This window comes from Variovorax sp. P5_A3 (assembly GCF_056400665.1).
Map to the genome: position 1 here is coordinate 106,415 of NZ_JBFUKW010000015.1, position 25,066 is coordinate 131,480.

The 25,066-nt window shown below is 65.9% G+C and carries 25 protein-coding genes; 13 read left to right on the forward strand and 12 right to left on the reverse strand.

Going from position 1 to position 25,066, the window contains the following annotated elements:
* Nucleotide 1: 1 nt before the first annotated feature.
* The 8 genes from gspN to gspG form a co-directional block, all read right to left on the reverse strand.
* A complete protein-coding gene (gene gspN, locus AC1D3B_RS22510) occupies nucleotides 2-802 on the reverse strand; it encodes a type II secretion system protein N (protein WP_478192894.1) in 801 nt (266 codons plus the stop codon).
* A 5-nt stretch (nucleotides 803-807) separates the two neighbouring features.
* Complete coding sequence (gspM, locus tag AC1D3B_RS22515) at nucleotides 808-1,374, reverse strand: type II secretion system protein GspM (protein ID WP_478192895.1); 567 nt, start codon at nucleotides 1,372-1,374, stop codon at nucleotides 808-810.
* Nucleotides 1,371-2,579, reverse strand: coding sequence for a type II secretion system protein GspL (gspL, locus tag AC1D3B_RS22520; RefSeq protein WP_478192896.1), 1,209 nt, complete (start codon nucleotides 2,577-2,579; stop codon nucleotides 1,371-1,373). The genes gspM and gspL overlap by 4 nt, the downstream gene beginning before the upstream one ends.
* Before the next feature lie 131 nt (nucleotides 2,580-2,710).
* Nucleotides 2,711-3,814, reverse strand: coding sequence for a type II secretion system minor pseudopilin GspK (gspK, locus tag AC1D3B_RS22525; protein WP_478192897.1), 1,104 nt, complete (start codon nucleotides 3,812-3,814; stop codon nucleotides 2,711-2,713).
* On the reverse strand, nucleotides 3,811-4,458 hold the full coding sequence (locus tag AC1D3B_RS22530; protein WP_478192898.1) for a PulJ/GspJ family protein: 648 nt from the start codon (nucleotides 4,456-4,458) through the stop codon (nucleotides 3,811-3,813). The genes gspK and AC1D3B_RS22530 overlap by 4 nt, the downstream gene beginning before the upstream one ends.
* Nucleotides 4,458-4,832, reverse strand: coding sequence for a type II secretion system minor pseudopilin GspI (gene gspI / locus AC1D3B_RS22535; protein WP_478192899.1), 375 nt, complete (start codon nucleotides 4,830-4,832; stop codon nucleotides 4,458-4,460). Before gspI ends, AC1D3B_RS22530 begins: the two co-directional genes overlap by 1 nt.
* A complete protein-coding gene (locus tag AC1D3B_RS22540; RefSeq protein ID WP_478192900.1) occupies nucleotides 4,829-5,332 on the reverse strand; it encodes a prepilin-type N-terminal cleavage/methylation domain-containing protein in 504 nt (167 codons plus the stop codon). Before AC1D3B_RS22540 ends, gspI begins: the two co-directional genes overlap by 4 nt.
* Nucleotides 5,307-5,747 carry a type II secretion system major pseudopilin GspG gene (gspG, locus tag AC1D3B_RS22545; protein ID WP_478192901.1) on the reverse strand — a complete coding sequence of 147 codons (441 nt, stop codon included), beginning with the start codon at nucleotides 5,745-5,747 and terminating at the stop codon, nucleotides 5,307-5,309. Before gspG ends, AC1D3B_RS22540 begins: the two co-directional genes overlap by 26 nt.
* A gap of 22 nt (nucleotides 5,748-5,769) precedes the next feature.
* Between gspG and AC1D3B_RS22550 the strand changes: the two genes are divergently transcribed.
* A complete protein-coding gene (locus tag AC1D3B_RS22550) occupies nucleotides 5,770-6,282 on the forward strand; it encodes a type II secretion system protein N (RefSeq protein ID WP_478192902.1) in 513 nt (170 codons plus the stop codon).
* 3 nt (nucleotides 6,283-6,285) lie between these two features.
* Here AC1D3B_RS22550 and ilvA read toward each other — a convergent pair whose 3' ends face one another.
* Complete coding sequence (gene ilvA / locus AC1D3B_RS22555) at nucleotides 6,286-7,833, reverse strand: threonine ammonia-lyase, biosynthetic (protein ID WP_478192903.1); 1,548 nt, start codon at nucleotides 7,831-7,833, stop codon at nucleotides 6,286-6,288.
* Between the two features lie 258 nt (nucleotides 7,834-8,091).
* On the opposite strand from ilvA, the gene AC1D3B_RS22560 reads away from it, so the two are divergent.
* Nucleotides 8,092-8,541, forward strand: a complete 450-nt coding sequence (locus AC1D3B_RS22560) for an OsmC family protein (protein WP_478192904.1) — start codon at nucleotides 8,092-8,094, stop codon at nucleotides 8,539-8,541.
* 18 nt (nucleotides 8,542-8,559) lie between these two features.
* On the opposite strand, the gene coq7 is transcribed toward AC1D3B_RS22560, so the two are convergent.
* Entirely contained in the window at nucleotides 8,560-9,189 is a 630-nt protein-coding gene (gene coq7 / locus AC1D3B_RS22565) for a 2-polyprenyl-3-methyl-6-methoxy-1,4-benzoquinone monooxygenase (RefSeq protein ID WP_478192905.1), read from the reverse strand.
* A gap of 283 nt (nucleotides 9,190-9,472) precedes the next feature.
* On the opposite strand from coq7, the gene AC1D3B_RS22570 reads away from it, so the two are divergent.
* The 7 genes from AC1D3B_RS22570 to AC1D3B_RS22600 all read left to right on the forward strand — a co-directional run bounded on the left by AC1D3B_RS22570 (nucleotide 9,473) and on the right by AC1D3B_RS22600 (nucleotide 17,779).
* A complete protein-coding gene (locus AC1D3B_RS22570; RefSeq protein WP_478192940.1) occupies nucleotides 9,473-10,750 on the forward strand; it encodes a porin in 1,278 nt (425 codons plus the stop codon).
* A 163-nt stretch (nucleotides 10,751-10,913) separates the two neighbouring features.
* Nucleotides 10,914-11,894, forward strand: coding sequence for an ABC transporter permease (locus tag AC1D3B_RS22575; protein ID WP_478192906.1), 981 nt, complete (start codon nucleotides 10,914-10,916; stop codon nucleotides 11,892-11,894).
* Entirely contained in the window at nucleotides 11,894-13,147 is a 1,254-nt protein-coding gene (locus AC1D3B_RS22580) for a M20 aminoacylase family protein (RefSeq protein WP_478192907.1), read from the forward strand. The genes AC1D3B_RS22575 and AC1D3B_RS22580 overlap by 1 nt, the downstream gene beginning before the upstream one ends.
* A gap of 30 nt (nucleotides 13,148-13,177) precedes the next feature.
* Nucleotides 13,178-14,761 carry an ABC transporter substrate-binding protein gene (locus tag AC1D3B_RS22585; RefSeq protein WP_478192908.1) on the forward strand — a complete coding sequence of 528 codons (1,584 nt, stop codon included), beginning with the start codon at nucleotides 13,178-13,180 and terminating at the stop codon, nucleotides 14,759-14,761.
* Nucleotides 14,762-14,870: 109 nt separating this feature from the next.
* Nucleotides 14,871-15,782, forward strand: coding sequence for an ABC transporter permease (locus AC1D3B_RS22590; RefSeq protein WP_478192909.1), 912 nt, complete (start codon nucleotides 14,871-14,873; stop codon nucleotides 15,780-15,782).
* Nucleotides 15,783-15,797: 15 nt separating this feature from the next.
* Entirely contained in the window at nucleotides 15,798-16,790 is a 993-nt protein-coding gene (locus AC1D3B_RS22595; protein WP_478192910.1) for an ABC transporter ATP-binding protein, read from the forward strand.
* On the forward strand, nucleotides 16,787-17,779 hold the full coding sequence (locus AC1D3B_RS22600) for an ABC transporter ATP-binding protein (RefSeq protein WP_478192911.1): 993 nt from the start codon (nucleotides 16,787-16,789) through the stop codon (nucleotides 17,777-17,779). Before AC1D3B_RS22595 ends, AC1D3B_RS22600 begins: the two co-directional genes overlap by 4 nt.
* Nucleotides 17,780-17,788: 9 nt before the next feature.
* Here AC1D3B_RS22600 and zwf read toward each other — a convergent pair whose 3' ends face one another.
* Nucleotides 17,789-19,258 carry a glucose-6-phosphate dehydrogenase gene (zwf, locus tag AC1D3B_RS22605; protein WP_478192912.1) on the reverse strand — a complete coding sequence of 490 codons (1,470 nt, stop codon included), beginning with the start codon at nucleotides 19,256-19,258 and terminating at the stop codon, nucleotides 17,789-17,791.
* A 137-nt stretch (nucleotides 19,259-19,395) separates the two neighbouring features.
* On the opposite strand from zwf, the gene AC1D3B_RS22610 reads away from it, so the two are divergent.
* Genes AC1D3B_RS22610 through AC1D3B_RS22625 form a run of 4 tightly spaced genes read left to right on the forward strand, consistent with a single transcriptional unit; the run spans nucleotide 19,396 to nucleotide 24,313 of the window.
* Nucleotides 19,396-20,415 (forward strand): ABC transporter substrate-binding protein, encoded by a 1,020-nt coding sequence (locus AC1D3B_RS22610; protein WP_478192913.1) that lies wholly within the window; start codon nucleotides 19,396-19,398, stop codon nucleotides 20,413-20,415.
* Nucleotides 20,416-22,623, forward strand: coding sequence for an ABC transporter permease (locus AC1D3B_RS22615; protein WP_478192914.1), 2,208 nt, complete (start codon nucleotides 20,416-20,418; stop codon nucleotides 22,621-22,623). It abuts the gene before it with no gap.
* A 14-nt stretch (nucleotides 22,624-22,637) separates the two neighbouring features.
* Nucleotides 22,638-23,684 (forward strand): ABC transporter ATP-binding protein, encoded by a 1,047-nt coding sequence (locus AC1D3B_RS22620; RefSeq protein ID WP_478192915.1) that lies wholly within the window; start codon nucleotides 22,638-22,640, stop codon nucleotides 23,682-23,684.
* Complete coding sequence (locus tag AC1D3B_RS22625; RefSeq protein WP_478192916.1) at nucleotides 23,681-24,313, forward strand: HAD family hydrolase; 633 nt, start codon at nucleotides 23,681-23,683, stop codon at nucleotides 24,311-24,313. Before AC1D3B_RS22620 ends, AC1D3B_RS22625 begins: the two co-directional genes overlap by 4 nt.
* Here AC1D3B_RS22625 and AC1D3B_RS22630 read toward each other — a convergent pair.
* A complete protein-coding gene (locus AC1D3B_RS22630) occupies nucleotides 24,289-24,960 on the reverse strand; it encodes a lipocalin family protein (RefSeq protein WP_478192917.1) in 672 nt (223 codons plus the stop codon). The two genes, AC1D3B_RS22625 and AC1D3B_RS22630, sit on opposite strands and share 25 nt — an antisense overlap.
* Nucleotides 24,961-25,066 lie beyond the last annotated feature (106 nt).

Genomic DNA, 25,066 nt, shown 5'->3' on the forward strand with positions numbered 1-25,066 from the left:
GTCAACCCAGTGTGATGAGCGAGCGCGCGCCTTCGCGTCGCCCGATGATGTTCAACAGATTCGAAAGCGCGTCTTCCCGTCCCGGCGCTGCGCTGGCTTCGCCGTCGAATCGAAAGGCGGTGCCGTTCCATCGGCCGCTGCCGCTGAGCTGAAGGCTTCCGTCGCGTGTGGTCAGGAGGAGGGTCGGCGTCGGGCCGCCCTCCAGGGCAACGCGGTAGCTGCCCATGGGTTTCAGGGTCGACAGGCTGGAGGAGATGTCGGTGGCATCGAGGGTTGCGCGCCCTTCGAATCCCAGTTGCGGTCCGTTCGAGCGGACCACGAAGGCCTGCGTCGAGATGTCCAGCACGCCTTCGAGCTTGAGCGTGTTCCACGGCGCGCCGAACCCGGCGAGCATCGCGGCGGGCCAGCGCGATTGGCCGTCGCTCCATTCGAGCTCGAGGCCGCTCGCACGCGGACGGGCCCTGAACGCCAAGGGCTTGGCCGCGCAGCAGGGGAGATCGAGTGCGGCCGTCACGCCATCCCAGCGCGGCCTCAGGGTCCACGCGAGCGTACCGGGCAGCGAGATCGATTCCGCGCCGCCTGCGCCGCTCGAGAACACGACGCCGGCAGTGCCGGTCCAGACCGTGCCGCGCGCATTGACCAGTTGCAGGTGGCCGTCGCTCCATTGGGCGAGGCCCGCGGCCAGCCACCGGGCCGGTGCGTACAGCGAGAGGGCCAGTGTGGCGCCGATCAGCATGCCGAGGACGGCCCAGCGCCAGCCGGTCCTGGCGGGTGCGTCGGGGCTGGATGAACGGGTCGCCATGGGGTTCAGCGCGCCGGCAGGCTCATGACCATCGTGCCGTCCCATCGGATGCGCGACGATTCACCTGCCGCTGCGGGACTGGTCGGAGAATGGGACGGGGACGCCGCCGGCGCATTGCCCTGCGAGCGCGTCAGATGCACTTCGCGCGGCACGGCGCGCGCATTGCTGCGCGCCTGCGCGAACCATTGGGCGAGGGCATCGGCCGGCGCCGCGCGCAGCGCGATGGTCACGCCTTCGCCGGCGCCTCCGGGTTGCATCTGCGCGTTGGGGCCGAGGTTCTGGCGCACCGAGGTTTCGAGGCCGCGCATGGCGTCGTCGCGGCTGGCGCGTGGTTGTGCCTGCAGGGCCTTGGCCTGTGTCTGAAGCTGGGTCATCCGCTGCAGTTGCACGTCGATTTGCGCGTGCTCGGCCGGTGCCGATGACAGCGTGCGCAGCGCGGGTGCCAGCCCTACCCACCACAGCAGTGCCAGGACGATCAGCGCGGCGGCGGCGAGGATCATGCGTTGCTCGCGCGCTTCGAGTTCGGGCCACCAGGCCTGCCAGCGCGCTTCCAGGGCTTCGAGCCATTTCATCGTGCGGCCTCCGCCTGCACGAGGAGCAGGTCGCCTTCGCTGCGAGCGTTGTAGCCACGTGATGCCAGCGCGGCCGTCACGTTGCCGAGTTCACCGGCTTGCAGCCCGAGGCCGCGCAGCCGAAGCTGGCCGGCGCTGAAGTCGATGGCAGTGGGTGCGCGGCCACCTGGGAGGCTCGCGGCCACGGCGCCGAGCATGGGTTCGAGGTCGCTGGCCGTGACGCCGCCGGTCGCCTGCTGCAATGCGGCGACTTCGCGCTGCATCTGGACCGGTGCGTCGACCACGAGTTGCACCGCGGGAAAAGTCTGGGTCAGGATGTTGCGTACCGCATTGCGCTTGGCATCGAGCGCATTGCGCTCCTTCCACGCCCAGGCATTGAGACCGATGAGTTGCGCGAGCAGCAGCACCACGACGCCCCAGCGGGCGGCGCGCCACTGCGGTCCGCGCCAAAGCGCCCGCGCGATGGCGACGAACTTCTTGCTCGCACGGGCACGGCCGGTGGAGGCGAGATCGAACTGCGCCAGGTCCCAGGGCGATTCGCTGGCCTGGAGCCATCTTTCCGCCGGCTTGACGATGGGCACCCGTTGGCCCAGCACGCTTTCGGCCAGTTCGGCGACCGCGGGCTCGGCCAGTGCGGTCGAGCCCGGCGGCAGGGGCCCGGCGAGCGCGAGGGCGGCCCCGTCGAGGGGCAGCATGGTGACACCGTCGGCGCCGCAAACCACGCACAGTGCGGAGCCCGGCTCGCCGATGGCGAAGACCATCGACGGTGTCCCTGCCGGCCGCGGTGCGAACTCTGGAATGATGTGCATGACGCGGCGGCCGGCAGCTTCGAGTGCCTGCACGGCGCTGCGAAGCCAGATGCGATCGCAAGCCGCCACCCACACGGGCACGCCGGCCCGGGCGCCGGGTTCCAGCGCGAAGTGAAGGGATTCGGGATCGTCCAGCAGGCGGTCTTCGAGCAGCCCGCCGAGCACCGAACGCAGGCGCACCGCGCCGCTCATGCTGCCCTGCGGCAAAGTGACCTGGTGCCAGGAGAGCGCCGCGGCGGGCACGCCGAGGATGACTTCGTCGCTCGTGGGCAGGAGCGCAGCCGGCGCACTGCCCTGTGAACGCAACTTGCGACCATCGCTGGACCAGACCGCCCAGCCGTATTCCGCGGCAGCCGATCCGGGCGTGATGGGAATGGTTACAAGCAGCAAAGCCATGGAGAAAACAAAAGGGTCGCTATTGTAGGAGTGGTGTCATTGCGGCCGCTACAGAATTGATAGCGGCTGAATCAGATGCTACGGGCGCTGCGCTAATTTTTTATCCAATCGGGGCGACGAGGCTCTTGGCTTCAGGATTTGGGCGGTGCCACCGTGGCGCCGGCGCCACGTTCTCGCCAGACGATTCGCACCTCGATGCCGTCGCGGCGGAGCAGCGTTTGTTCGTCGACCCAGGCGCTTTCGAGGCGCAGGCGGGCGTGAACCTCGAAGAACATGGACCCGATGCTGTGCTGGTTCTCGATGAACTGCGACGAGGTTTGCTGGACCAGCTTGCTCGCGTCCGCGAGGCTGCGGAAATAGCCTCGTGCGCGCTGTTCGACCAGCCGCTTGGCACCCGCCAGATCCAGCGTCGGCACGCTGGCAAAGAGGGCTTCGGCGCTGGCGGTATTGATATTGAGCGGCGTACTGACCGGCAGCACGGTGACATAGGGCTCCAACGCCGCCACGGTCGTTGGCGACAGGCCGAGCCAGACCAGTTGCGATGTGCGCTGCGGCATCAGCGGGCCGGTCGGGGAAGTGGAGGTGTCGGTTTCCGCCGTGGGCGTCGGTGTTGGTGTGGGTGTGGGTGTGGGTGTCACCGGCGTGCCCGTCGTGCCCGTGGTGCCAGTGCTGCCGGTGGGCGCCGGAGCGCTCACTGTCGCCGGAAGGGCCCGTTGCAGGTTGCTGACCATCAACTGGACTTCCTGGGCCGGCAGGTCGAGCAGTTGGAACAGCTTGGTGAAGGCCTTGACGGCGGACTCGACCGGCTTGCCGCCTTCGACCAGGTTCCTCACGTTGAGCTTGGACTGTGCGTCGATGATGCGTCCCGAGAGAAACGCATCGGGCAGACCCTCCAACGCATCGCTGGCGATGTTCTTGTCGGCGGCGAGGAAGCTCGTCAGCTTCGCTTCCGCGAGCGGTAGGCTCCACGGCTCGCCGATATAGTCGGCCCCGCTCGTCGCGGCGTTGGCGCGGGCGTCCTCCCGCAGGATCAGCCGTGACCAGTCGAGGGCCCCGAGCAGGATCCAGCCCGATTGGACGCGCGCCCGCTCGGCCCCCTCGATCTCGGTCGCGCGCCATTGCTGCCAGAGGGCCGCTGTCGCGAAGGTCGCGACCAGCGTGACGGTCAGCATGGCCGTGAGCAACGCGGCGCCGAGCTGACGCCTGGCTGCTGCAGGATGCGGGCCGCGCTTCATGTCTTGGGCACCGTGACCGAAGGGCGTACCCAGTCCCGGGTGATGAGGCCCGCCAGCGCGGGACCGGGCGGCAGGCTCAGCACCAGCCGCACGCCGTCCGGCAGGGGTGTGTTGGTGCCCAATGCCTCTGCGCTGACCGCGGGCGACCAGCTGTCGTTGCGGAAGTAGTAGATCTGCCAGCCGTTGACCGGCATCAGGTCGACCTCCGCATCGCGCGCCGCGTTGCTGCCGTCCTCCCCCCAGGCGGCGGCGCGATCCCAGGCCTGCTGCCACTCGGCCCGTGTGCCGAAGCCCGGCGACTGCCAGCGGCGCCAGTGGCTGACTCCCGCTGTGTCCGTGCGCAGGGTCCAGGCCACCACGTAGACCTGCGCCGTGCCGCCATCGGTGCTGCGCCGGGTGAGGCGCAGCACGCGGCCGTTCCAGTCCATCGGGCGAATCTGCGACAGCGCCACGGTGGCGTCGAGATCGGCGCCCCATTGCGTCAGGGTGGTCTGGAGCGTGAGCACGGCATCGCCGCGTTCGCGGTTCTGCGCCTGCGCGCGCGCCATGCCGTCGAGACCGCGCCAGCTGATGAGCGCGAGCAAAGCCATGACCGAGATCGCGACCAGGAGTTCGATCAGCGTGAAGCCGCGCGTCTTCCGCATCAGTAGCGTCCCACCACGGTGGAAAGCCGCAGCACCGGTGCGTCGTCGGCATCGCGCACTTGCACGTCGACCCGGCGGAAATTGGGGTTCAGCGTCGGCGTGGTCGAGACCGTGACGCCGAAGTTCACGTTCGCCTGCGTGCAGATCAGGCCCGCATCGCCGACCGCGGGAAGCTGTCGTGCCAGGCGGGCCTTGATCAGCTCGTTCTCGGCGCACATCTGGGCCAGCATCACGTCGGACTGGCGCTGCGCATTGCGCGTGAGCGCCATCGTCGCCTGCGTGCCCGCCATGAGCGCGATGGCGACGATGCCGAGGGCGACCAACACCTCGATCAGCGTGAAGCCGAGCATGGTTTGGCGGCGTTGCCGGATCATGGCGAAACCACCGCGAAGGGACGCAGGCCGTCGGTGCCGATGCGCAGGCTGCGGCTCGGCGGACCGTCGGATGTGATCAGCACCTGCTGTGCGGCGATGATCGGATCGGGACCCAGTTGCAGCGCCGGCGTGGCCACGCCATCCGCGTTCATCGGCTGGGCCGTGATGCCGTCGGAGAGCCACGCCGTGGGGAGCGAGTTGGATGGCAGCCCATCGAAGCTGAAGTTGCCCGGGCCGTCGGGCGTCGGGCGCCAACGCACCGCCACGCCTGCGGCACGCGATTGCGCGCGCGCGGCCTCGAGCAAGGCCGCGAGCCGCTCGGCTTCGCGATCCAGGGTGGCCTGGCCGGAATCCCGCATCGCCATCCCGACGCCGGCCGTGGCCAGCGCGATGATCGCGATCACCACCAGCAGTTCGAACAGCGTGAAGCCGCCGGTCCTGCGGCGAGGGCTTTCGGGAGAACGGCAGCGCGGCTTACTGCCAGCTGCCGATATCGGCATTCTTGCCTTCGCCGCCGGGCTGGCCGTCGGCGCCGAGCGAAAACACGTCGATCTCGCCCTTGATGCCCGGATTCAGGTACTGGTAGGCATGGCCCCATGGATCGTTGGGCAGCTTCTCGACATAAGGCTTCCAGTTCGGGGCCGCAGGGCCGGTCGTGGGGCGGACGAGAAGCGCCTGCAATCCCTGTTCGGCCGTGGGATAGCGCTGGTTGTCGAGCCGGTAGAGCTTGAGCGCCTGCATGATGTTGTTGACGTCGGTCTTGGCGGCGGTCACGCGCGCATCGTCGGCGCGTTCGATGACGTTCGGGACGATCAGCGCGGCGAGTACGCCGATGATCACCAGAACGACCATGAGTTCGATCAGGGTGAAGCCGCGCTGGAGGCTGCGCGAAAGAGAACGATGAGAAAGGGGCATGAAAGAATCATAATCCGGCCCCATGTCAGTTCCCTATGCCCCTGCCCGCTGGCCCGTAGCCACCGCAACGACCGTTCTCTGGGCGCTTGCCGCCGCGAGCATCGTGTTCTGGGGACTGAGGCTGGCAGCGCCTTCCGACGCTATCGCGCCGCCCGCCGTGGCTGCGCCGCAGGCGGTCGCGGACCCCGCCGCGGTGGCCCAGTTGCTGGGTGCCGTGCCGAGCCAGGCGACGGTGGTGGCAACGCCGGAGGCCGCGAGCCGCTTCTCCCTGCTCGGCGTCGTGGCAGACAGCGATGGCCAGGGCGCAGCGCTTCTCGTGGTAGATGGCAAGCCGCCGAAACCGTTTCGAGTCGGTGCGAAGGTTGCAGACGGATACGTGCTGCAGTCGGTCACCACGCGTGCCGCGTCGTTCGGCGCCAGCGCGGATTCGGCGGCAGCGTTCACGCTTCAATTGCCCACGCGACCGCTGGCCGTCATGTCGCCGCCGGCCGTGCCGACGGTGCCGCCGGTGATCGCGCCGGGTGCGCCGCGCTAGCGGTCAGGCCTGCAGGAACAGGCGGTAGGCGGGGTTGGCGGTTTCCTCGACGAAGGGATAGCCCAGCGCCTGGAGGAACTCGTCGAAGGCTGCCTTCTCGGCACTGGGAACCTGCAGTCCGACCAGGATGCGTCCGTAGTCGGCCCCCTGGTTCCGGTAGTGGAAGAGGCTGATGTTCCAGTTCGGTCCCAGCAGGCTCAGGAACTTCAGCAGCGCGCCGGGGCGTTCCGGGAAGACGAAGCGCAGCAAGCGCTCGTCGCTGGCCAGGCCGGTGCGACCGCCGACCAGGTGGCGGATGTGCTCCTTGGCAAGTTCGTCGTGCGTGAGGTCGATGGCGCCGAAACCGTGCGCCACGAAGGTGTCCGCGATCGTCTTCGATTCCCCGCGCGTGGTGGTTGTCAGTCCGACGAAGACGTGGGCTTCCTTCGCATCGCTGATCCGGTAGTTGAACTCCGTCACGTTGCGGGAGGCGCCCGGCAACTGGCCGACCAGTTCGCAGAAACGGCGGAAGCTGCCCCGCTCCTCGGGGATCGTCACGGCGAAGAGGGCCTCGCGTTCCTCGCCCACTTCGGCGCGCTCCGCCACAAAGCGGAGCCGGTCGAAGTTCATGTTCGCGCCGCAGAGGATGGCTGCATAGGTTTCGCCGCGCGTGCCGCGAACCTCGACGTATTGCTTGATCGCCGCCACGGCGAGCGCGCCGGCGGGCTCGACGATGCTGCGCGTGTCGATGAACACGTCCTTGATGGCGGCGCAGACCGCATCGGTGTCGACGGTGATGAACTCGTCCACCAGTTCGCTGGCGACGCGGAAGGTTTCCTCGCCGACCAGCTTGACCGCAGTGCCGTCCGAGAAGAGACCGACGTCGGACAGCGTCACGCGCTCATGGGCCGCGACCGATTGCATCATTGCGTCCGAATCGTTCATCTGAACGCCGATGACCTTGATCTCGGGACGCACGGCCTTGATGTAGTTGGCCACGCCCGAGATCAGCCCGCCACCGCCGATGGCGACGAACACGGCATCCAGCGGTGCCTGGTGCTGGCGGAGGATTTCCATGGCGATCGTGCCTTGTCCGGCGATGACGTCCGGGTCGTCGAAGGGGTGGACGAAGGTCAGCCCCTGCTGCTTTTGCTGCTCGAGCGCGTACACATAGGCGTCGGAATAGCTGTCGCCATGCAGATGCACCTCCCCGCCAAGGGCCCGGACGGCATCGACCTTGAGCTGGGGCGTGGTCACCGGCATCACGACGACCGCGCGGGCGCCGAGCCTGTGGGCGCCGAGGGCCACGCCCTGCGCATGATTGCCGGCCGAAGCGCAGATCACGCCCTTGGCGAGCTGCTCCGCGCTCAGGTGGGCCATCTTGTTGTACGCGCCGCGCAGCTTGAAGCTGAACACCGGTTGCTGGTCTTCCCGCTTGAGCAGGACGGTATTGCCGAGCCTTGCGCTCAACGCGCGCGCGGGCTCCAGGGCCGATTCGACCGCGACGTCATAGACACGCGCGTTGAGGATTTTCTTGAGGTAGTCGGCGGGGGTGAGAGGCGTGGTCGGCATGGACATAGGGCCGCGATCATAGGCCTGCCGACGCTGGGGGCGGGCGCCAAAGAAAAAAGCCCCGGGCCTTGCGGCTCGGGGCTAAATCCACCAATTGGGAGGGTGGAGGAGACAACCTGCGCACACGCGTCGGTGTGCAATGAAATAAAGTATATCGACTGTTTGTTGCATTGCAACAAGCGAGTTGCGCTTTTCGAACACTTGATCACGTTGCAAGGAGGGTCTTGGCCCTCGTCGCGCGTCCCGGAGTCAGCAAAGATGGAATGCACAGTGAGTTGGACCGGCAATGCCGGAACACGGTCGGCGATGGGCTTTGTCGCGGAGACCGGTACGGGCCATGTCCTGATGATGGACGGAGCGCCGGATGCCGCGAAGCCCGAAAACGGAGGGCAGAACCTTGCGCCCCGTCCGATGGAGACATTGCTTGCCGCAACCGGCGGATGCACGGCCTATGACGTGGTGCTCATCCTGAAGCGCGGGCGCCACCAGGTCGAGCGATGCAGCGTCAAGCTCACCAGCGAGCGCGCCGAAAAGGATCCCAAGGTCTTCACGAAGATCCACATGCATTTCACCGTCGCGGGCAAAGGCATTCCGACCGCCGCGGTGGAACGCGCGATCGCCCTGAGTCACGACACTTATTGTTCTGCAAGCGTCATGCTGGCCAAGACCGCCGAGATCACGACCAGCTTCGATCTGATCGAGACCTGAGCCGGCCGCAAAGGTCGCTCAGATCCGGTGGGCGACCGTCGTCATGACCCTGGAGGCCAGGCGCATCATCGCCTTGGCCGGCGCCGGAAGTTCCGTCGCGCCCGCGCTCCATGCCTGTGCCGCATGTCGCGCTTCGTCCAGTTTCATCTGGTTGATGACCGCCCGCGATGCGGTATCACCCGCCGGAAGGCGGTCGAGGTGCCCGTCGAGGTGGGCCTCCACCTGGCGCTCCGTTTCCGCCACGAAGCCAAGACTCAACGAATCGCCGAGTCGCCCGGCCACGAGGCCCAGGCCGAACGCGCCCAGGTACCACAGGGGATTCAGCGCCGACGGATGGGCGCCCAGGTCATCAAGGCGCTGCCGGGTCCAGGCCAGGTGGTCCGTTTCTTCACGCGCTGCGTCGCTGAAGTGCATTCGCAGCGCCGCGTCCCTGGTCACTGCCGCTTGAGCTGTATACAGCGCTTGCGCGCAGACCTCTCCCACATGGTTGACGCGCATCAGGGCCCCGGCTTCCCGTCGCTCGGACTCGGTCAGTGCGCCTGCAGGGGTTGCCGGCGCGGGGGCTTCCCTGGTGGCATGCGGCTTGGCGAAAAGTGTGCGCAGCGCCGCGTCTGCCACTGCCAGGGCGGAGTCGAGGGATGGGGTCATGGAGCGATTGGACCCGAAACACAGAAAGTCACAACTGCGGCATGGATTCCTTTCATATCGTGGTGTCGCAAATGCCCCAGAACCTTTGTTGCACTGCTGCAACGAAACGCCGGGAGCGCCCATGTTTTCGGGCGAATTGTTTTGCCCTGATGAAGCGGCTCTGGTGCAATAGCGACAACTTCCCAAAAGGAGGTTGGCCCGGGGTCCGGTGGGAGCACAAAAGTGCCAGTCACGGTGAGCCCTTCGCACCGGAGCCCTATGTTTAACCTTGGAGAAACTTGCAATGAAAAAATCTCTAGTTGCCCTGGCTGCTCTGGCTGTCGCCGGCGTTGCCTCGGCTCAGTCGTCTGTCACGCTGTTCGGTGTGGTTGATGCTGGTGTCAGCTACTACGAACAAAAGACCGAAAACGTTTTTGGTCAGCAATTCAAGACGAGCCAGTGGGCACAAACCACTTCCGGCTACAACTCCAGCCGTCTGGGCTTCCGTGGCACGGAAGACCTCGGTGGTGGCCTGGCAGCCAGCTTCTGGCTGGAAGCCGGCTTGGCCAACGACACTGGTGCAGGTGGCTCCAACGCTCCGTTCGTTACCGGCGGTGGCCTGAACTTCAACCGTCGTTCGACGGTGAGCTTGTCGGGCGCATTCGGTGAAGTCCGCATCGGTCGCGACTACACCCCGACGTTCTGGAACGATACCGTGTTCGATCCGTTCGGCACCAACGGTGTGGGTACCAACCTGATCTCGACGGCCAACGGCTTCAGCTCCAGCGGTCAGCTCACCAACGGTTTCACCGCGAACAACCAGTACGTCCGCGCCAGCAACTCGGTCGGCTACTTCCTGCCGCCGAACCTCGGTGGCTTCTACGGTCAGGTGATGTACGCGTTCAACGAGAGCACCAGCTACGATCCGGGCACCCTGACGCCTCCTGGCGCTGCAAACTTCCTCGCGAACCCGACTGCTCCTGGCACCAACGCACGTGCCGGTCGCTACGTCGGTGGTCGCGTCGGCTACGCCAACGGCCCGCTCGACGTTGCTGTCGCCTACGGTGAATCCACCGTGGCCAGCAACTTCTACGCAGGCAGCACGCAAAACCTCGACACGGCCAACATCGGCGCTTCGTACGACTTCGGCGTCGTCAAGCTGTTCGGCGAATACTCGGATGCCAAGCTGAAGACTGACAACTCCAGCATCACCGTGTTCAATTCGTTCGGCTTCTCCGACCCGCGTGCCAAGGGCTGGCTGCTGGGTGCGACCGTGCCGGTCGGTCCTGGCCTGATCCGCATCGCTTACTCGGCTGTGAAGTACGACAACACCCGTCAACCTCTGAACCAGGTTTTCGGCGTGTTCTCCGATCCGAAGGCTGACAAGTTCGCCGTCGGCTACGTGCACAACCTGTCGAAGCGCACGGCTCTGTACGCAACGGCTGCTTACATCAACAACAAGGACGGCGCTGACCTGGTGACCGGTGGCCCGCAGTTCGTCGCGCCAGTGACCGGCATTACCGGCCCGCTGACCCCGAAGAGCTCGATGGGTTACGACTTCGGTATCCGTCACGCTTTCTGATCTGACGCTGGTGTAAGCCAGCATCAAGGGAAGTTCTTGAAGCCATCCGACGAAAGTCGGATGGCTTTTTTCTTTGCGGCGATGCAAGCGTTGCACCCCCGGGGAACCCCCGCATGGGCACGTAGTTTGCTCTGCTAGCATTCTTCAAAACTTCATCGGTTGAATGATCGCTTTCGTACTGCGCCGCCTGATCCAGGCCGTGATCGTGATGGTCGCGGTCGCCTTCATCGCCTTCCTTCTCTTCCAGTACGTGGGTGACCCGGTCGTGTTCCTGCTGGGCCAGGACGCCAAGCCCGAGCAGATCCGAGACTTGCGCGAAGCCTTAGGCCTCGACAAGCCCTTCTTCGTGCAGTTCTGGCACTTCCTCGCCAACGCGGCGCAAGGCGAGTTCGGCCTCAGCCTGCGGCAAGGCTCGAAGGTGTCGCGCCTGATTGGCGAACGCTTCCCTGCCACGCTGGAACTCGCGCTTGTCGCCGCCGTTCTCGCCTTGGCCATCGGCGTCCCGATGGGCGTCTACACGGCACTGCGCCGCGGCAGTTTCATGAGCCAGGTGTTCATGACGATCTCGCTGCTTGGCGTGTCCCTGCCCACCTTCCTGATCGGCATCCTGCTGATCCTCGTGTTTGCCGTGCTGCTCGGCTGGTTCCCGAGCTTCGGCCGCGGTGACACCGTACAGCTCGGCTGGTGGAGTACGGGCCTGCTGAAGACCGATGGCTGGATGCACATCGTGTTGCCCGCAGTCACACTCGCTATCTTTCAGCTCACATTGATCATGCGGCTCGTGCGTGCGGAAATGCTTGAAGTGCTTCGCACCGACTACATCAAGTTCGCTCGCGCACGCGGACTTTCGGACCGCGTGATCCATTTTGGACATGCATTGAAGAACACATTGGTGCCTGTCATGACCATTACCGGGCTTCAGCTCGGTGGCCTGATCGCCTTCGCGATCATCACGGAATCGGTGTTCCAGTGGCCCGGCATGGGCCTGCTTTTCATCCAGGCCGTGACCTATGCCGACATCCCCGTGATGGCGGCCTACCTGTGCCTGATTGCACTCATCTTTGTCGTCATCAATCTCGTGGTCGATCTGCTCTACTTCGTCGTCGACCCGCGGTTGCGTATTGGCAACGTTGGAGGTCATTGATGACTGAGCCGCGTCTGCAAGCGGCGGGGAGGGCGTTCGCCCACATCGCTCGCTTCTATCCCGAAATCACCGCGTTCCGTCGCGACCTGCATGCGCATCCCGAACTTGGCTTCGAAGAGGTCTATACCTCGGGCCGCGTGCAGGAGGCATTGAAGGCGTGCGGCGTCGACGAGATCCATACCGGCATCGGCAAGACGGGTGTCGTGGGTGTGATTCGCGGCGCTTCGACGTCGAGCGGCCGCATGATCGGCCTGCGCGCGGATATGGATGCCTTGCCGATGTGCGAAGACAACGACTTCGCCTGGCGCTCCGCCAAGAACGGCCTCATGCACGGCTGCGGCCACGATGGCCATACCGCGATGCTCGTCGGCGCGGCGCGCTATCTAGCCGAAACGCGCAACTTCGATGGCACCGCGATCCTGATCTTCCAGCCCGGCGAGGAAGGCTTTGCCGGCGCACGCGTGATGATCGAGGAAGGACTCTTCGACCGCTTTCCCGTCGACTCGGTCTACGCGATGCACAACTGGCCAGGGATGCCTGCCGGCACCGTAGGCATCAACCGCGGCGCGATGATGGCTGCAGCCGATCGCATCACGATCGAAGTCACCGGCAAGGGCGGACACGGCGCGCATGCCTACCTGACGGTCGATCCGGTGGTGGTGTCGGCGCACATCATCACGGCGGTGCAGAGCATCGTGTCGCGCAACGTCCGGCCGATCGACGCGGCGGTGATCAGCATCTGTGCGATGAGCGCCGGCGACCTGGGCGCGATGAGTGTCGTGCCGGGCAAGGCCACGCTCGTCGGCACGGTGCGCACCTTCAGCTCCAGGGTGCAAGAGCAGGTCGAGCGACGCCTCTCGGAACTGTGCGCCGCGGTCGCTGCCGGTTTTGGCGCAACCGCCCACGTCAAGTTCGAGCGAATCTATCCGGCCACCATCAACACCGCGCCGGAAGCCCAGTTTGCCGGCGACGTGGCGCAGTCGCTGGTCGGTGCGCACAACGTCGAGCGCAACATGGAGCCGAGCATGGGCGCGGAAGACTTCTCCTTCATGCTGCAGCAAAAGGCGGGCGCCTATCTGCGCATCGGACAGGACGCCAGGGGCGGCGCCTTCCTGCACAACAGCCGGTACGACTTCAACGACGAGATCCTACCGCTCGGCGCCGCGTTGCATGCGGGCCTGGTGGAGCAGGGCATGCCCTTGGCCGCGCCGGTCGACAAACCCAAAAACAAGATCGCCTCGACGGCGTCTTGAGTCTTTCCAACCCTCGAGGAGTGCTTTCCCATGAGTCTGAATAAAAGTCTGGTTTCCGCTGCGGTACTCGCCGTGCTGACGGCCACGAGCCTGATGGCCGGTGCGCAAACCATTCGCATTGCCAACCAGGGCGATGCACTTTCACTCGACCCGCACTCCCTCAACGAGTCCCTCCAGCTCAGCACGACGGCCAACGTCTACGAAACCCTCGTCGGTCGCAACAAGGACCTGAGCCTCGCGCCATTGCTGGCCACGAGCTGGAAGCAGACCTCGCCGACGGTCTGGCGCTTCGAACTGCGCAAGGGCGTGCAATTCCATGACGGCACGCCGTTCACGGCCGACGACGTCGTGTTCAGCTTCAAGCGCGCCGCGGGCGAAGGCTCGGACATGCAGGGCAACACGACCGACATCAAGGAAGTGCGCAAGGTGGGCGATCTCGCGGTCGAGATCGAAACCCGCGGCCCCTTCCCGATCCTCCCCGACGTGATCTCGCAGTTGATGATCCTGAGCAAGAAGTGGTGCGAGGAAAACCAGGCGACCCGACCGGTCGATCGCCGCAAGGGCATCGAGAACACCGCATCGTTCAAGGCCAACGGCACCGGGCCGTTCCGCGTGCGCGAGCGCCAGCCCAATGTCCGCACCGTGTTCGTGCGCAACAACAACTACTGGGGCAAGATCGAAGGCAACGTGCAGGAGGTCATCTTCACGCCGATCGCCAATCCCGCGACGCGTGTCGCAGCGCTGATTTCCGGCGAAGTCGACGTGATGGAGCCGGTGCCGGTGCAGGACGTCGCGCGCGTCAACGCGAGCCCGAACGCACGCGTCATTGCCGGCCCGGAACTGCGGACCATCTTCATGGGCATGGACCAGAAGCGCGACGAACTGCTGTATTCCAGCGTGAAGGGCAAGAACCCGTTCAAGGACAAGCGAGTTCGCCAGGCCTTCTACCAGGCCATCGACATTGCCGGCATCCAGCGCACGGTGATGCGCGGCGCCTCGCGTCCCACCGGCCTGCTGGTCGGACCCGGCATCAACGGCTGGACGGCCGAGCAGGACAAGCGCCTGCCCTACGACGTCGATGCCGCGAAGAAGCTGCTGGCCGATGCGGGCTACCCCAACGGCTTCGAGGTGACGCTGAACTGCCCGAACGACCGCTACGTGAACGACGGCCAGATCTGCCAGAGCGTGGCGGCCAGCCTTGCCAAGATCGGCGTCAAGATCAATCTGGCGACCGAGACAAAGGGCACCTACTTCCCGAAGGTGCTGCGGCGCGACACCAGCTTCTACCTGCTCGGCTGGACACCGACCACCTACGACTCGCACAACGCGCTCAGTTCGCTCGTGGCCTGCGTCGACGACAAGGGCACGGGCCAGTTCAACCTGGGCGCCTACTGCAATCCGAAGGTGGACGAGTTGACCAAGAAGATCCAGTCGGAGACCGACAAGACCAAGCGCGACGCGATGATCAAGGAAGCCTTCGCGATCCACGCCGACGATGTCGGTCACTTGCCGCTGCACCAGCAATCGCTTGCATGGGGCGTGAGCAAGAAGGTCGAACTGACCCAGCTTGCGGACAACTGGATGATGTTCAAGTGGATGAGCATCAAGCCTTGAACATGTGAGCCCGCGCTCCCGCACTTCGCGTCGTCGCTGCCCCCGAGGGGGCCGCAGGCCGCCTTGGGGCGGCCCGGCGCCGGCCTGATCGCGGCATCTCCTCCTCCCGATGAAAAAAACAATTGCCCGGTGGCTTGACAGCGATGTCGGCCACAGCTTTCGCAGTTCGCCGGTCGCGATGCTGGCGGCAGCGATCGCGTTCGTCTGCGTCTTCTGTTCCGTGTTCGCGGGATGGGTGTCGCCGCACAACCCTTTCGATCTTGCATCGCTCGAGCTTGGCGACGCGCGACTTCCGCCCGCGTGGACTGCAGAGGGGACGACCAAGTACCTGCTCGGCACCGATGACCAGGGGCGCGACATTCTCTCGGCCCTGATCTACGGGGCGCGCGTTTCGCTGATCGTGGGGCTGGTGTCCGTGATGCTGTCGGTCTTCGTCGGCGTGCTCTTCGGGCTGCTCGCGGGCTTCTGGGGCGGTTGGCTCGACGCCCTTCTCATGCGCGTGTGCGACGTGATGCTGTCGTTTCCGCCGATCCTCGTCGCCCTCCTCATCGCGGGCGTTGGGCGAGCGCTGTTCCCGAACGCGCCCACCTCCGTGGCTTTCGGCGTCCTCATCCTTTCCATATCGCTCACCGGCTGGGTGCAATACGCGCGCACGGTGCGTGGCTCGACGATGGTGGAGCGCAGCAGGGAGTACGTGCAGGCCGCGCGCGTGACGGGCGTGTCGCCCTGGCGAATCATGCTGCGCCATGTGCTGCCGAACGTGATGGGCCCCGTGCTGGTGCTCGCGACGATCCAGGTCGCGACCGCCATCATCACGGAGGCGACGCTGTCCTTCCTGGGCGTGGGCGTGCCGCCGACCGAACCGTCGCTGGGCACACTGATCCGCGTCGGCAACGAATACCTGTTCTCGGGCGAGTGGTGGATCACGGTGTTCCCGGGCGCGATGCTCGTGCTGATCGCGCTGAGCGTGAACCTGCTGGGCGACTGGTTGCGCGATGCGCTCAATCCGCGACTGCGCTGAGAGCGAAACGATTCCATGAGCCTGCTTCAAGTTCAGAACCTGGTCGTCGAGTTTCCGCATCGACGCGGCACGCTGCGCGCGCTGGACGACATTTCCTTCGAGATCGCGCCGGGCGAGATCCTCGGCGTGGTGGGTGAGTCGGGCGCGGGCAAGTCCCTGACCGGCGCGGCGATCATCGGGCTGCTCGAGCCCCCCGGTCGCGTGGCGGGCGGGCAGATTCTGCTGGAGGGCCGGCGCATCGACAACCTCGACCATGAGGCGATGCGCCACATTCGCGGACGCAAGATCGGCGCGATCTTCCAGGATCCGCTGACTTCGCTGAACCCGCTCTACACGATCGGCCGGCAGTTGACCGAAACCATCCGCACGCACCTGCCGGTCGGTGAGCAAGAGGCCCGCCGGCGCGCCATCGGCCTGCTGCAGGACACGGGCATTCCGGGCGCCGCGCAACGCATCGACCACTTTCCGCACCAGTTCTCCGGCGGCATGCGCCAGCGCGTCGTGATTGCACTCGCGCTGGCGGCCGAGCCGAAGCTGATCGTCGCGGACGAGCCCACCACGGCGCTGGATGTTTCGATCCAGGCGCAGATCATCCAGTTGCTCAAGGGCATCTGCAAGGAGCGTGGCGCGGCCGTGATGCTGATCACCCACGACATGGGCGTCATCGCCGAGACCTGCGATCGGGTGGCCGTGATGTACGCGGGCCGCGTGGCCGAAATCGGTCCGGTGCACGAGGTCATCCATCAGCCCGCCCATCCGTACACCTCGGGCCTCATGGCCGCCATCCCCGACATGACGATGGACCGCGAACGGCTCAACCAGATCGACGGCGCAATGCCGCGGCTCAATGCCATCCCCAGGGGGTGTGCCTACAACCCCCGGTGTCCGCGCGTGTTCGATCGTTGCCTGATCGAGCGACCGGACCTGCTGAATGCCGGCGCGACCCGGGCCGCCTGCTGGCTGCACGAAGCGCACACCGCTTCGCCCGCCTACGGAGGCGCGGCATGACGGCACTGGTACAGGCCCACGATCTGGCGAAGAGCTTCGACGTCTCGCCGCCCTGGCTCGACCGGGTGCTGGAGCGCAAGCCGCGCGTGCTGCTGAAGGCTGTCGATGGCGTGAGCTTCTCGATCGAGCGCGGCAAGACGCTTGCGCTGGTGGGCGAATCCGGATGCGGCAAGAGCACCGTCGCGCGCCTGCTGGTGGGCCTGTATGCCCCCACGCGGGGTGGCATGCAGTTCGACGGCCAGGACGCGCACGCGGCGTTCAAGACGCCTCAGGGACGCACGCTCCGGCGCCGCATCCAGATGATCTTCCAGGACCCCTACGCGAGCCTCAACCCGCGCTGGATCGTCGAAGACATCGTCGGCGAGCCGCTGCGCGAGCATGGCATCCTGGGCAAGGGGCCGGAACTCAAGGCGCGCGTCGGCGAACTGCTGAAGTCGGTCGGCCTGAGTCCGCTGGACATGGTGAAGTACCCGCACCAGTTCTCCGGCGGCCAGCGCCAGCGCATTTCCATCGCGCGTGCCCTGGCGACGCAGCCCGAGTTCCTCGTGTGCGACGAGCCGACCTCGGCGCTCGACGTGAGCGTGCAGGCGCAGGTGCTCAACATCATGAAGGACCTGCAGCGCGAGCAGGGGTTGACCTACCTCTTCATCTCGCACAACCTCGCGGTGGTGCGCCATGTCGCCGACCAGGTTGGCGTGATGTACCTGGGGCGGCTGGTCGAAGTGGCGGACAAGCACACGCTGTTCGATTCACCGCAGCACCCGTACACGCGCATGCTGCTGGATGCGATTCCGCAGATGAAGCACACCGGGCGACGGCGCACACCGGTGCAGGGCGAGGTGCCGAATCCGCTCAATCCGCCGACGGGATGCACCTTCCATCCCCGCTGCCCGCTGGCCAATGAGCGCTGCAAGACGGAGCGCCCGCCGCTGCAGATGCTGCGTGGCGTGCAGGTCGCCTGCCACGCGGTAGAGGAAGGACGGGCGTAGCCCGGCGGGCTACTGCTCCTCTCCCCAGGCGTAACCGTCTCTGGCGATCATCGCGCTCGATGCGCTGGGTCCCCACGTTCCAGCCGCATAGGGCCGGGGCGCACCGTCGGACGACCAGCTGTCGATCAGCGGCTCGACCCAGCGCCATGCTTCTTCCTGCTCGTCGCTGCGCACGAACAGATTCAGGCGACCGTCGATCACGTCGAGGAGCAGGCGCTCGTAGGCACCTACCCGTTCCGAGCCGAAGCGCTTGTCGAAATCGAGATCGAGCTGAACCGGCGCCAGTTGCGGCCCGGCGCGGCGATTGCCGTTGCGCTGGCGCTTGTCCTGCGCTTGCGCGAGCATGTGCAGTTCCAGGCCGTCCTTGGGCTGGAGGTTGATCACGAGCTTGTTGACCGCGTTCGCGGGTGCCCGGAAGATCGCGTGCGGCGTCGGCTTGAAGTTGACTTCGATACGCGCATCGCGCGACGCCAGTCGCTTGCCCGTGCGGATATAGAGCGGCACGCCGGCCCATCGCCAGTTGGCGATCTCGGTGCGAAGCGACACGAAGGTCTCGGTGCGGCTCTCGGGATCGACGCCCGGTTCGTCGCGGTAGCCTTGCACGCGTTTGCCATAGGCCGTGCCCGCGGTGTACTGGCCGCGAATTGCATGCAGGCCGATGGATTCGGCGGTCCACGGCTTGAGCGCGCGCAGCACCTTGAGCTTTTCGTCCCGAATTGCATCCGCATGTGCGTTGATCGGCGGCTCCATGCCGATCGCGCAGACGAGCTGCAGCGCGTGGTTCTGGACCATGTCCCGCAGGGCGCCGGTCTGGTCGTAGAAGCTCCCGCGCTTTTCGACGCCCAGGTCTTCGGCGATCGTGATCTGGATGTTCGCGATGTGCTCGCGGCGCCAGATCGGCTCGAAGAGCGCGTTGCCGAAGCGCATCGCGAACAGGTTCTGCACCGAGGGCTTGCCGAGGTAGTGGTCAATGCGGAACACCTGGTGCTCCGCCAGGACCTTGCACACGGCCTTGTTGATCGCGCGGTTCGAAGCGAGGTCATGGCCGAGCGGCTTCTCGAGCACGAGGCGCGTGTGCGGCCCGTTCAGGCCCGCCGTGGCGATCTGCTCGACGACCTGCGTGAAGAGCGCGGGCGCGGTGGCCAGGTACATCACCACCGTTCCCGCGTTGCGCGCCTTGAGCTTCTCGGCCAGCTTCTGGTAGTCCGTCGGCTGCGAGAGGTCCATGCGCAGGAAGTAGAGCATCGAGGCGAACTTCTTGAACTCCTCGGGCGACGGCCGCTTGGCCCCTTCGACAGCCTCGAAGCGCGACTGGATCAGTTCCCGATAGGCATCGTCGGACAGATCGTCGCGTGCCACGCCGATGATGCGGCCGTCTTCGGGCAGGCTGCCGTGCCGGAAGGCCTGGAAGAGGGCAGGCATCAGCTTTCGCCATGCGAGATCACCGGTGCCGCCGAAGAGGACGAGGTCGAAACTCATGGATACATCCGTTTATGTTGTGTGGGGCGAGCATCAGGCTCGCCAGCGAATGGTACTTGTACCGATCCGGCCGTCCATGACGCGACGCTAAGCTGTGGGCCGGCCCGCGGGGCCTTTTTTGTTTGATCGAGGTCCTGATGAAAAAACTTTTCGGTATGACCGTGGCCACAGCGCTGATGGGTGCGTCGGCAGCGGCATCCGCCCAGACCGTCAACGTCATATGTTCGGTCCAGGCGGACTGGTGCAACATGATCGCGACGGTGTATGCGCGCACCACCGGCGTCAAGCTCAACATGGCTCTCAAGGGATCGGGCGAGGCGCTCGCGCAGTTGATCGCCGAGAAAGACAACCCCAAGACCGACGTCTGGTTCGGCGGCACCGGCGATCCGCACCTGCAGGCAGCCGAATCGGGTCTCACGCTCGAGTACAAGTCGCCGACGCTGTCGCAGCTCTATCCATGGGCACAGCAGCAGGCGCAGCAGTCGGGCTACAAGACGGTGGGCATCTACTCCGGGCCGCTGGGATTCGGCTACAACACCGAGTTGCTGCAAAAGAAGAAGCTGCCCGTGCCGCGCAGTTGGGCCGATCTGCTGAAGCCTGAATACAAGGGGGACATCCAGGTGGCGAACCCCGCGTCGAGCGGCACCGCCTACACGATGATCGCCACGCTCGTGCAACTGATGGGCGAGGACAAGGCCTTCGATTACCTCAAGGGACTGCATCGCAACGTCGGCCAGTACACCCGCTCCGGCACCGGCCCGATCAAGGCAGTGGCCCGTGGCGAAACCGCCGTGTCGATCAGCTTCGTGCACGACGCGCCGCAGGAAAAGATGCAGGGCTTCCCGGTCGAGACGACGACACCATCGGAGGGCACGGGTGCCGAGATCGGCTCCATGAGCATCGTGAAGGGCGCGCGCAACCTGGAGCAGGCGAAGAAGTTCTACGAATGGGCACTCACGCCGCAGGCGCAGACCTTCGGCGCCGCGGCGAAGCAATACCAGTTGCCTTCGAACAAGGCGACGCCGGTGGACGCGAATGTGCCGGACTTCAGGAAGATCAAGATGATCGACTATGACTACGCCAAGTACGGCGCGAGTGCCGAGCGTCGACGCCTGATCGCGCGCTGGGAGAAGGACGTCAACTCGCTGCCCCGCTGAATGACACGTCACGCCAACGCTCCCATCTGGGCCTGCACCGCTGCCGGCCTGATCGGCTACGTGGCGTTGCCCTGGTACGCGATCCAGGACACCTCCTGGTACGAAGCGCTGCCGCAGGTCTTCGGTCAGGCGGAAGGTGCAAACGGTGTCATGCAGGCGGCACTGCAAGGCCGGAGCTGGCTCTATATCGGGTTGATCGGACTGGCCGTGTGCGCGTTTGGCGGCTTGTTGCGCGCGGGCCGTGCGCAAGGCCAACTGCTGCTGGTCGGCGGCGCGGTGGGCGCTGTTGGGTTGGCACTGAGTGGTTTCCTCATCGGCTCTCGCGGCTGGAGCTTCGGCTTCCTCAACAATCACCTGGGTGAGTTGCCGCTCAATCAGTTCGGCATCGGCGCAGGGGGCGCCCTGGCGCTGGCGTCGCTGGTGCTCCTTGCGGCGTTCGGCCTTGCGCGACTCGGCTTCTTCAAGGGCGACCTGTTCGTTTCCGCGGCGGTGGTCGGTTGTGGCGTGCTGATGGCGCTGTTCATCGCCTATCCGGTGAGCAAGGCGCTGGCTGGCGCTTTTCTCGATGAAGACGGCCGATGGTCCTTTGCGGCGTTCTTCGCGCGCATCGCCACGGAGCGGATTTGGGGGCTGGGCTGCCTGACGGGTGGCGTTCGCTGCGGCGTGGCGTGGAACACGCTGGTGCTGGCGTTGCTGACCGCCGCAGGCACGACCTTCCTCGGCACGCTGATGGCGCTGATGGCCGAGCGCGGCGGCAGGCGCTGGCAAGGGCCGCTGCGCGTGCTCGCCCTCTTGCCCATCATCACGCCGCCCTTTGTTGTCGGGCTCGGCCTGATCCTGTTGTTCGGCCGCGCGGGCGTGGTGAACCAGTTGCTTGAAAGCACCTTCGGCATCGAACCCACGCGCTGGTTCTACGGCATGCCGGGCGTTCTCGTTGCCCAACTGTTCGCGTTCACGCCGATCGCCTTCATGATCATGCGGGGTGTCGTACAGGGCGTTTCACCGAGCCTGGAGGAGGCCGCGCAGATGCTGCGCGCGGATCGCCGGCGCGCCTTCTTCACCGTCACGCTGCCGCTCATCAAGCCGGGGCTCGCGAATGCGTTCCTCGTCGGCTTCATCGAGAGCATCGCGGACTTCGGCAATCCCGTCGTCGTCGGCGGCCAGTTCTCCGTGCTGTCCACGGACATCTTCTTCGCGATCGTCGGCGCCCAGTACGACCAGGGCCGCGCCGCTTCGCTGGCCTGGGTGCTGACGATCTTCGCGCTCGGCGTGTTCGCGATCCAGCGCTGGGTGCTCGGCAAGCAGGTCTACACGACGGTGAGCGGCAAGGGTGACGCGGGCATCGCGATGGCCTTGCCCGACGGCGTGCGCCGGACCATCTACTGCATCGCTCTGCCGTGGATCGCCTTCACCGTGGTCGTCTATCTCTTCGCCTTCGCGGGCGGCTTCGTGCAGACCTGGGGGCGCGACTACACCTTCACCCTCAACCACTTCCGCAATGCCTTCGCGCTCGAGTGGGGACAGTTCGGCCTGGTGTGGGCAGGCACGGCGTGGAACTCGCTGATCACCACGGTGAAGCTGGCTGCCATCTCGGCGCCGCTGACGGCGGGCCTCGGGCTGTTGATCGCATGGCTGCTGGCGCGCAACGAATTCAAGGGGCAGGGCGCCTTCGAGTTCGCGGCGCTGCTCGCCTTCGCGATTCCAGGCACGGTGCTCGGCGTGAGCTACATCCTGGCGTTCAACGTGCCGCCGCTCGAACTCACGGGCACGGGACTCATCATCGTGCTGTGCTTCATGTTCCGGAACCTGCCGGTGGGCGTGCGCGCGGGGACCGCGGCATTCAAGCAACTCGACCGTTCGCTCGACGAGGCGTCGCTGATGCTGCGCGCCTCGACGTCGCAGACGCTGTTCAGGGTTGTGCTGCCGTTGCTGAAGCCGGCGCTGGTGGCCGCGCTGATCTACAGTTTCGTCCGTGCCATGACGACGGTGAGCGCCGTGATCTTCCTGGTCACGGCCGAGAACGAACTCGCGACGACCTACATCATCGGCCGCGTGGGCAACGGAGACTACGGCCTCGCGCTTGCATACTGCACGGTGCTGATGGTCCTGATGTCGGTCGCGATCGCGCTCGTTCAACTGCTCGTCGGCGAGCGCAAGCTGGGGCGGCGAAGGGTCGGCATGCCGGCCGTCGCGGCCCCCGTGCATTGATGACGAAGGAACCCATGAGCAACGGCATCGAACTTCGTGACATCACCAAGCGCTACGGCAACGATGCGCGTGCGCCGCTCGCGGTGAAGGGGGTGAGCTTCGAGGTGCCCGCAGGCACGCTGACCACCATCCTCGGCCCCTCGGGCTGCGGCAAGACGACCATCCTGCGCATGATCGCGGGCCTTGAGTCCCCGACTTCGGGCTCGATCCTCATGGGCGGCCGGGACGTCACCACGCTGGGGCCGGCCGAGCGCAATGTGAGCATGATGTTCCAGAGCTACGCGCTGTTCCCGCACATGGACGTGATCGAGAACGTGGGCTACGGCCTGCGGATGAGCGGCGTGCGCAAGAACGAGGCCGCGGCGCGGGCGCGCGACGCGCTCAAGGGCGTGGGCCTGGTCGGCTTCGACGAGCGGCTGCCGAGCGAACTGTCCGGCGGCCAGCAGCAGCGGGTCGCGCTCGCACGCGCGTTGGTGCTGGAGCCGGCCGTGCTCTTGTTCGACGAGCCGCTGTCCAATCTCGACGCGCGCTTGCGACGCGAGATGCGGGAAGAGATCCGCAACCTCCAGCAACGGTTGCAGCTCACCGTCGCCTACGTCACGCACGACCAGAGCGAGGCGCTCGCGGTCAGCGACCAGATCATCGTGATGGACCATGGCGTCATCGCACAACGCGGAACGCCCGAACAGCTCTACGGCCATCCCGAAAGCGAATTCGTTGCGGGCTTCATGGGCGAGGCGATGGTGTTCCCCGCGCTGGCCCAGCCCGATGGGCGGGTGCAGATGGGGCCGCTGATGTTGACGCCCGGCTATCCGATCGCCCCGGGCATCGTCAAAGTCGCCGTGCGGCCGGAGGCCTGGTACATCGGTGCGGCTGTCGGCTTGCCGGCGATCTTGCGCAAGGCGGCGTACCTGGGCAATTTCTACGAGTACGCTTTCGACACTGCGCTCGGTTCCGTGTTCGTGGTGTCGACCGACCTGGCCCACCCCCTGGCCGCGGGTGCGCAGACCACGCTGTCCCTGACAAGCCACGGCGTGTCTGTCGTTCCGGCCGCGCTATGAATGTCGTCTTCGATCTGGGCGCCGTGCTCCTGACCTGGGAGCCGGTGGCGCTGGTGCAATCGAATTTCGAACCGCACGCGCCGACCGCCGAAGCCGCTCATGCGCTGGCGATGCAGATGTTCCATCACGAGGACTGGCTCGGCTTCGACCGTGGCACGCACAGCCTGGACGATGCCATCGGCCGCATGGCCCTGCGGCTCGCGCTCCCTTCGGATCGGCTCAGCGACGTGCTGGCGCCGATGGGTGAGCGACTGGAGCCGATCGCCGTCACGGTGGATCTGCTGGATTCGCTTCGCGCGCGCCGCGATGCGGGCGAGGATCTGCGGCTCTACTACCTTTCCAACATGCCGTCGCCCTATGCGCGCGCGCTGGAGTATCGCCACGCCTTCTTCCAGTGGTTCGACGGCGGCATCTTTTCGGGGGACGTGCGCATCATCAAGCCGCAACGGGAAATCTACGAACTGCTCGCCAGCCGCTACGAGCTCACTGCCTCGGAAACGGTGTTCATCGACGACTCACTGGCCAACGTGGTTGCAGCGCGTGAATTCGGCTGGCATGCAATCCATTGCGAGCGACCCAGCGCCGTGCCCGCGCAACTGGCGGCCTATCTGCCGGTCAACTCCACCTGATCGACATTGAAGCCCAGCGTGCGGGCGTAGTCCAGTTCGGCCTGCAGCAGGCTCTCGTCGAGCCGGGGCGCGCGCGACAGCACCCAGAGGTACTTGCGGTTCGGCGTGCCGACGAGGGCCACCTGGTAGTCACGGTCGAGTTTCAGGATCCAGTAGTCGCCCCACACCAGGGGCAGCCAGCCGAGCCATTTGGGTGCGAAGCGCACTTCGAGTCGGCCGGCGCCCGGCTGTCCTGCCACTGGCACTACACGGGCCGAGCCGACCGATTCGTCGGAATTTCCGTCAGCCAGGATGCAGCGATTGCGCACTTCGACCGTGCCGTCGTCGAGCATGGTGTATTCGGCCGTGACGGGCCCTGCGCATTGCTGCTGGAAGCGGTTGGGCAGGCGAGCCTGTTCATGCCAAAGCCCCGCGTAGCGCTTCAGGTCGACCGGCGCGACGACCTGGAGCGGTGCGCGCATCAGCGGCGCGCCGTCGGGCGGCCCTGCAACGGTTGCCGAACGCATGGCCCGGGTACTTGTCAATGCCAGCAGGGTCAACGCGCCGCCCACGCAGAAGGCCGTTGCCAATGTACCGATCGACGCGCTATGGACGCGGTCATCGAAGACGACGGTGGGCGGCGGGGCCCGATGAGTGCGAAATGGCATGGAGTTCCTCCGGGGGAAGGTCGATCAACTCGCAAGATTAGTTACCACCCGCCCGCCGCCACGTCAGCCATGGACCACACGATCTGTAGTTTTGCAGCGGGATAAT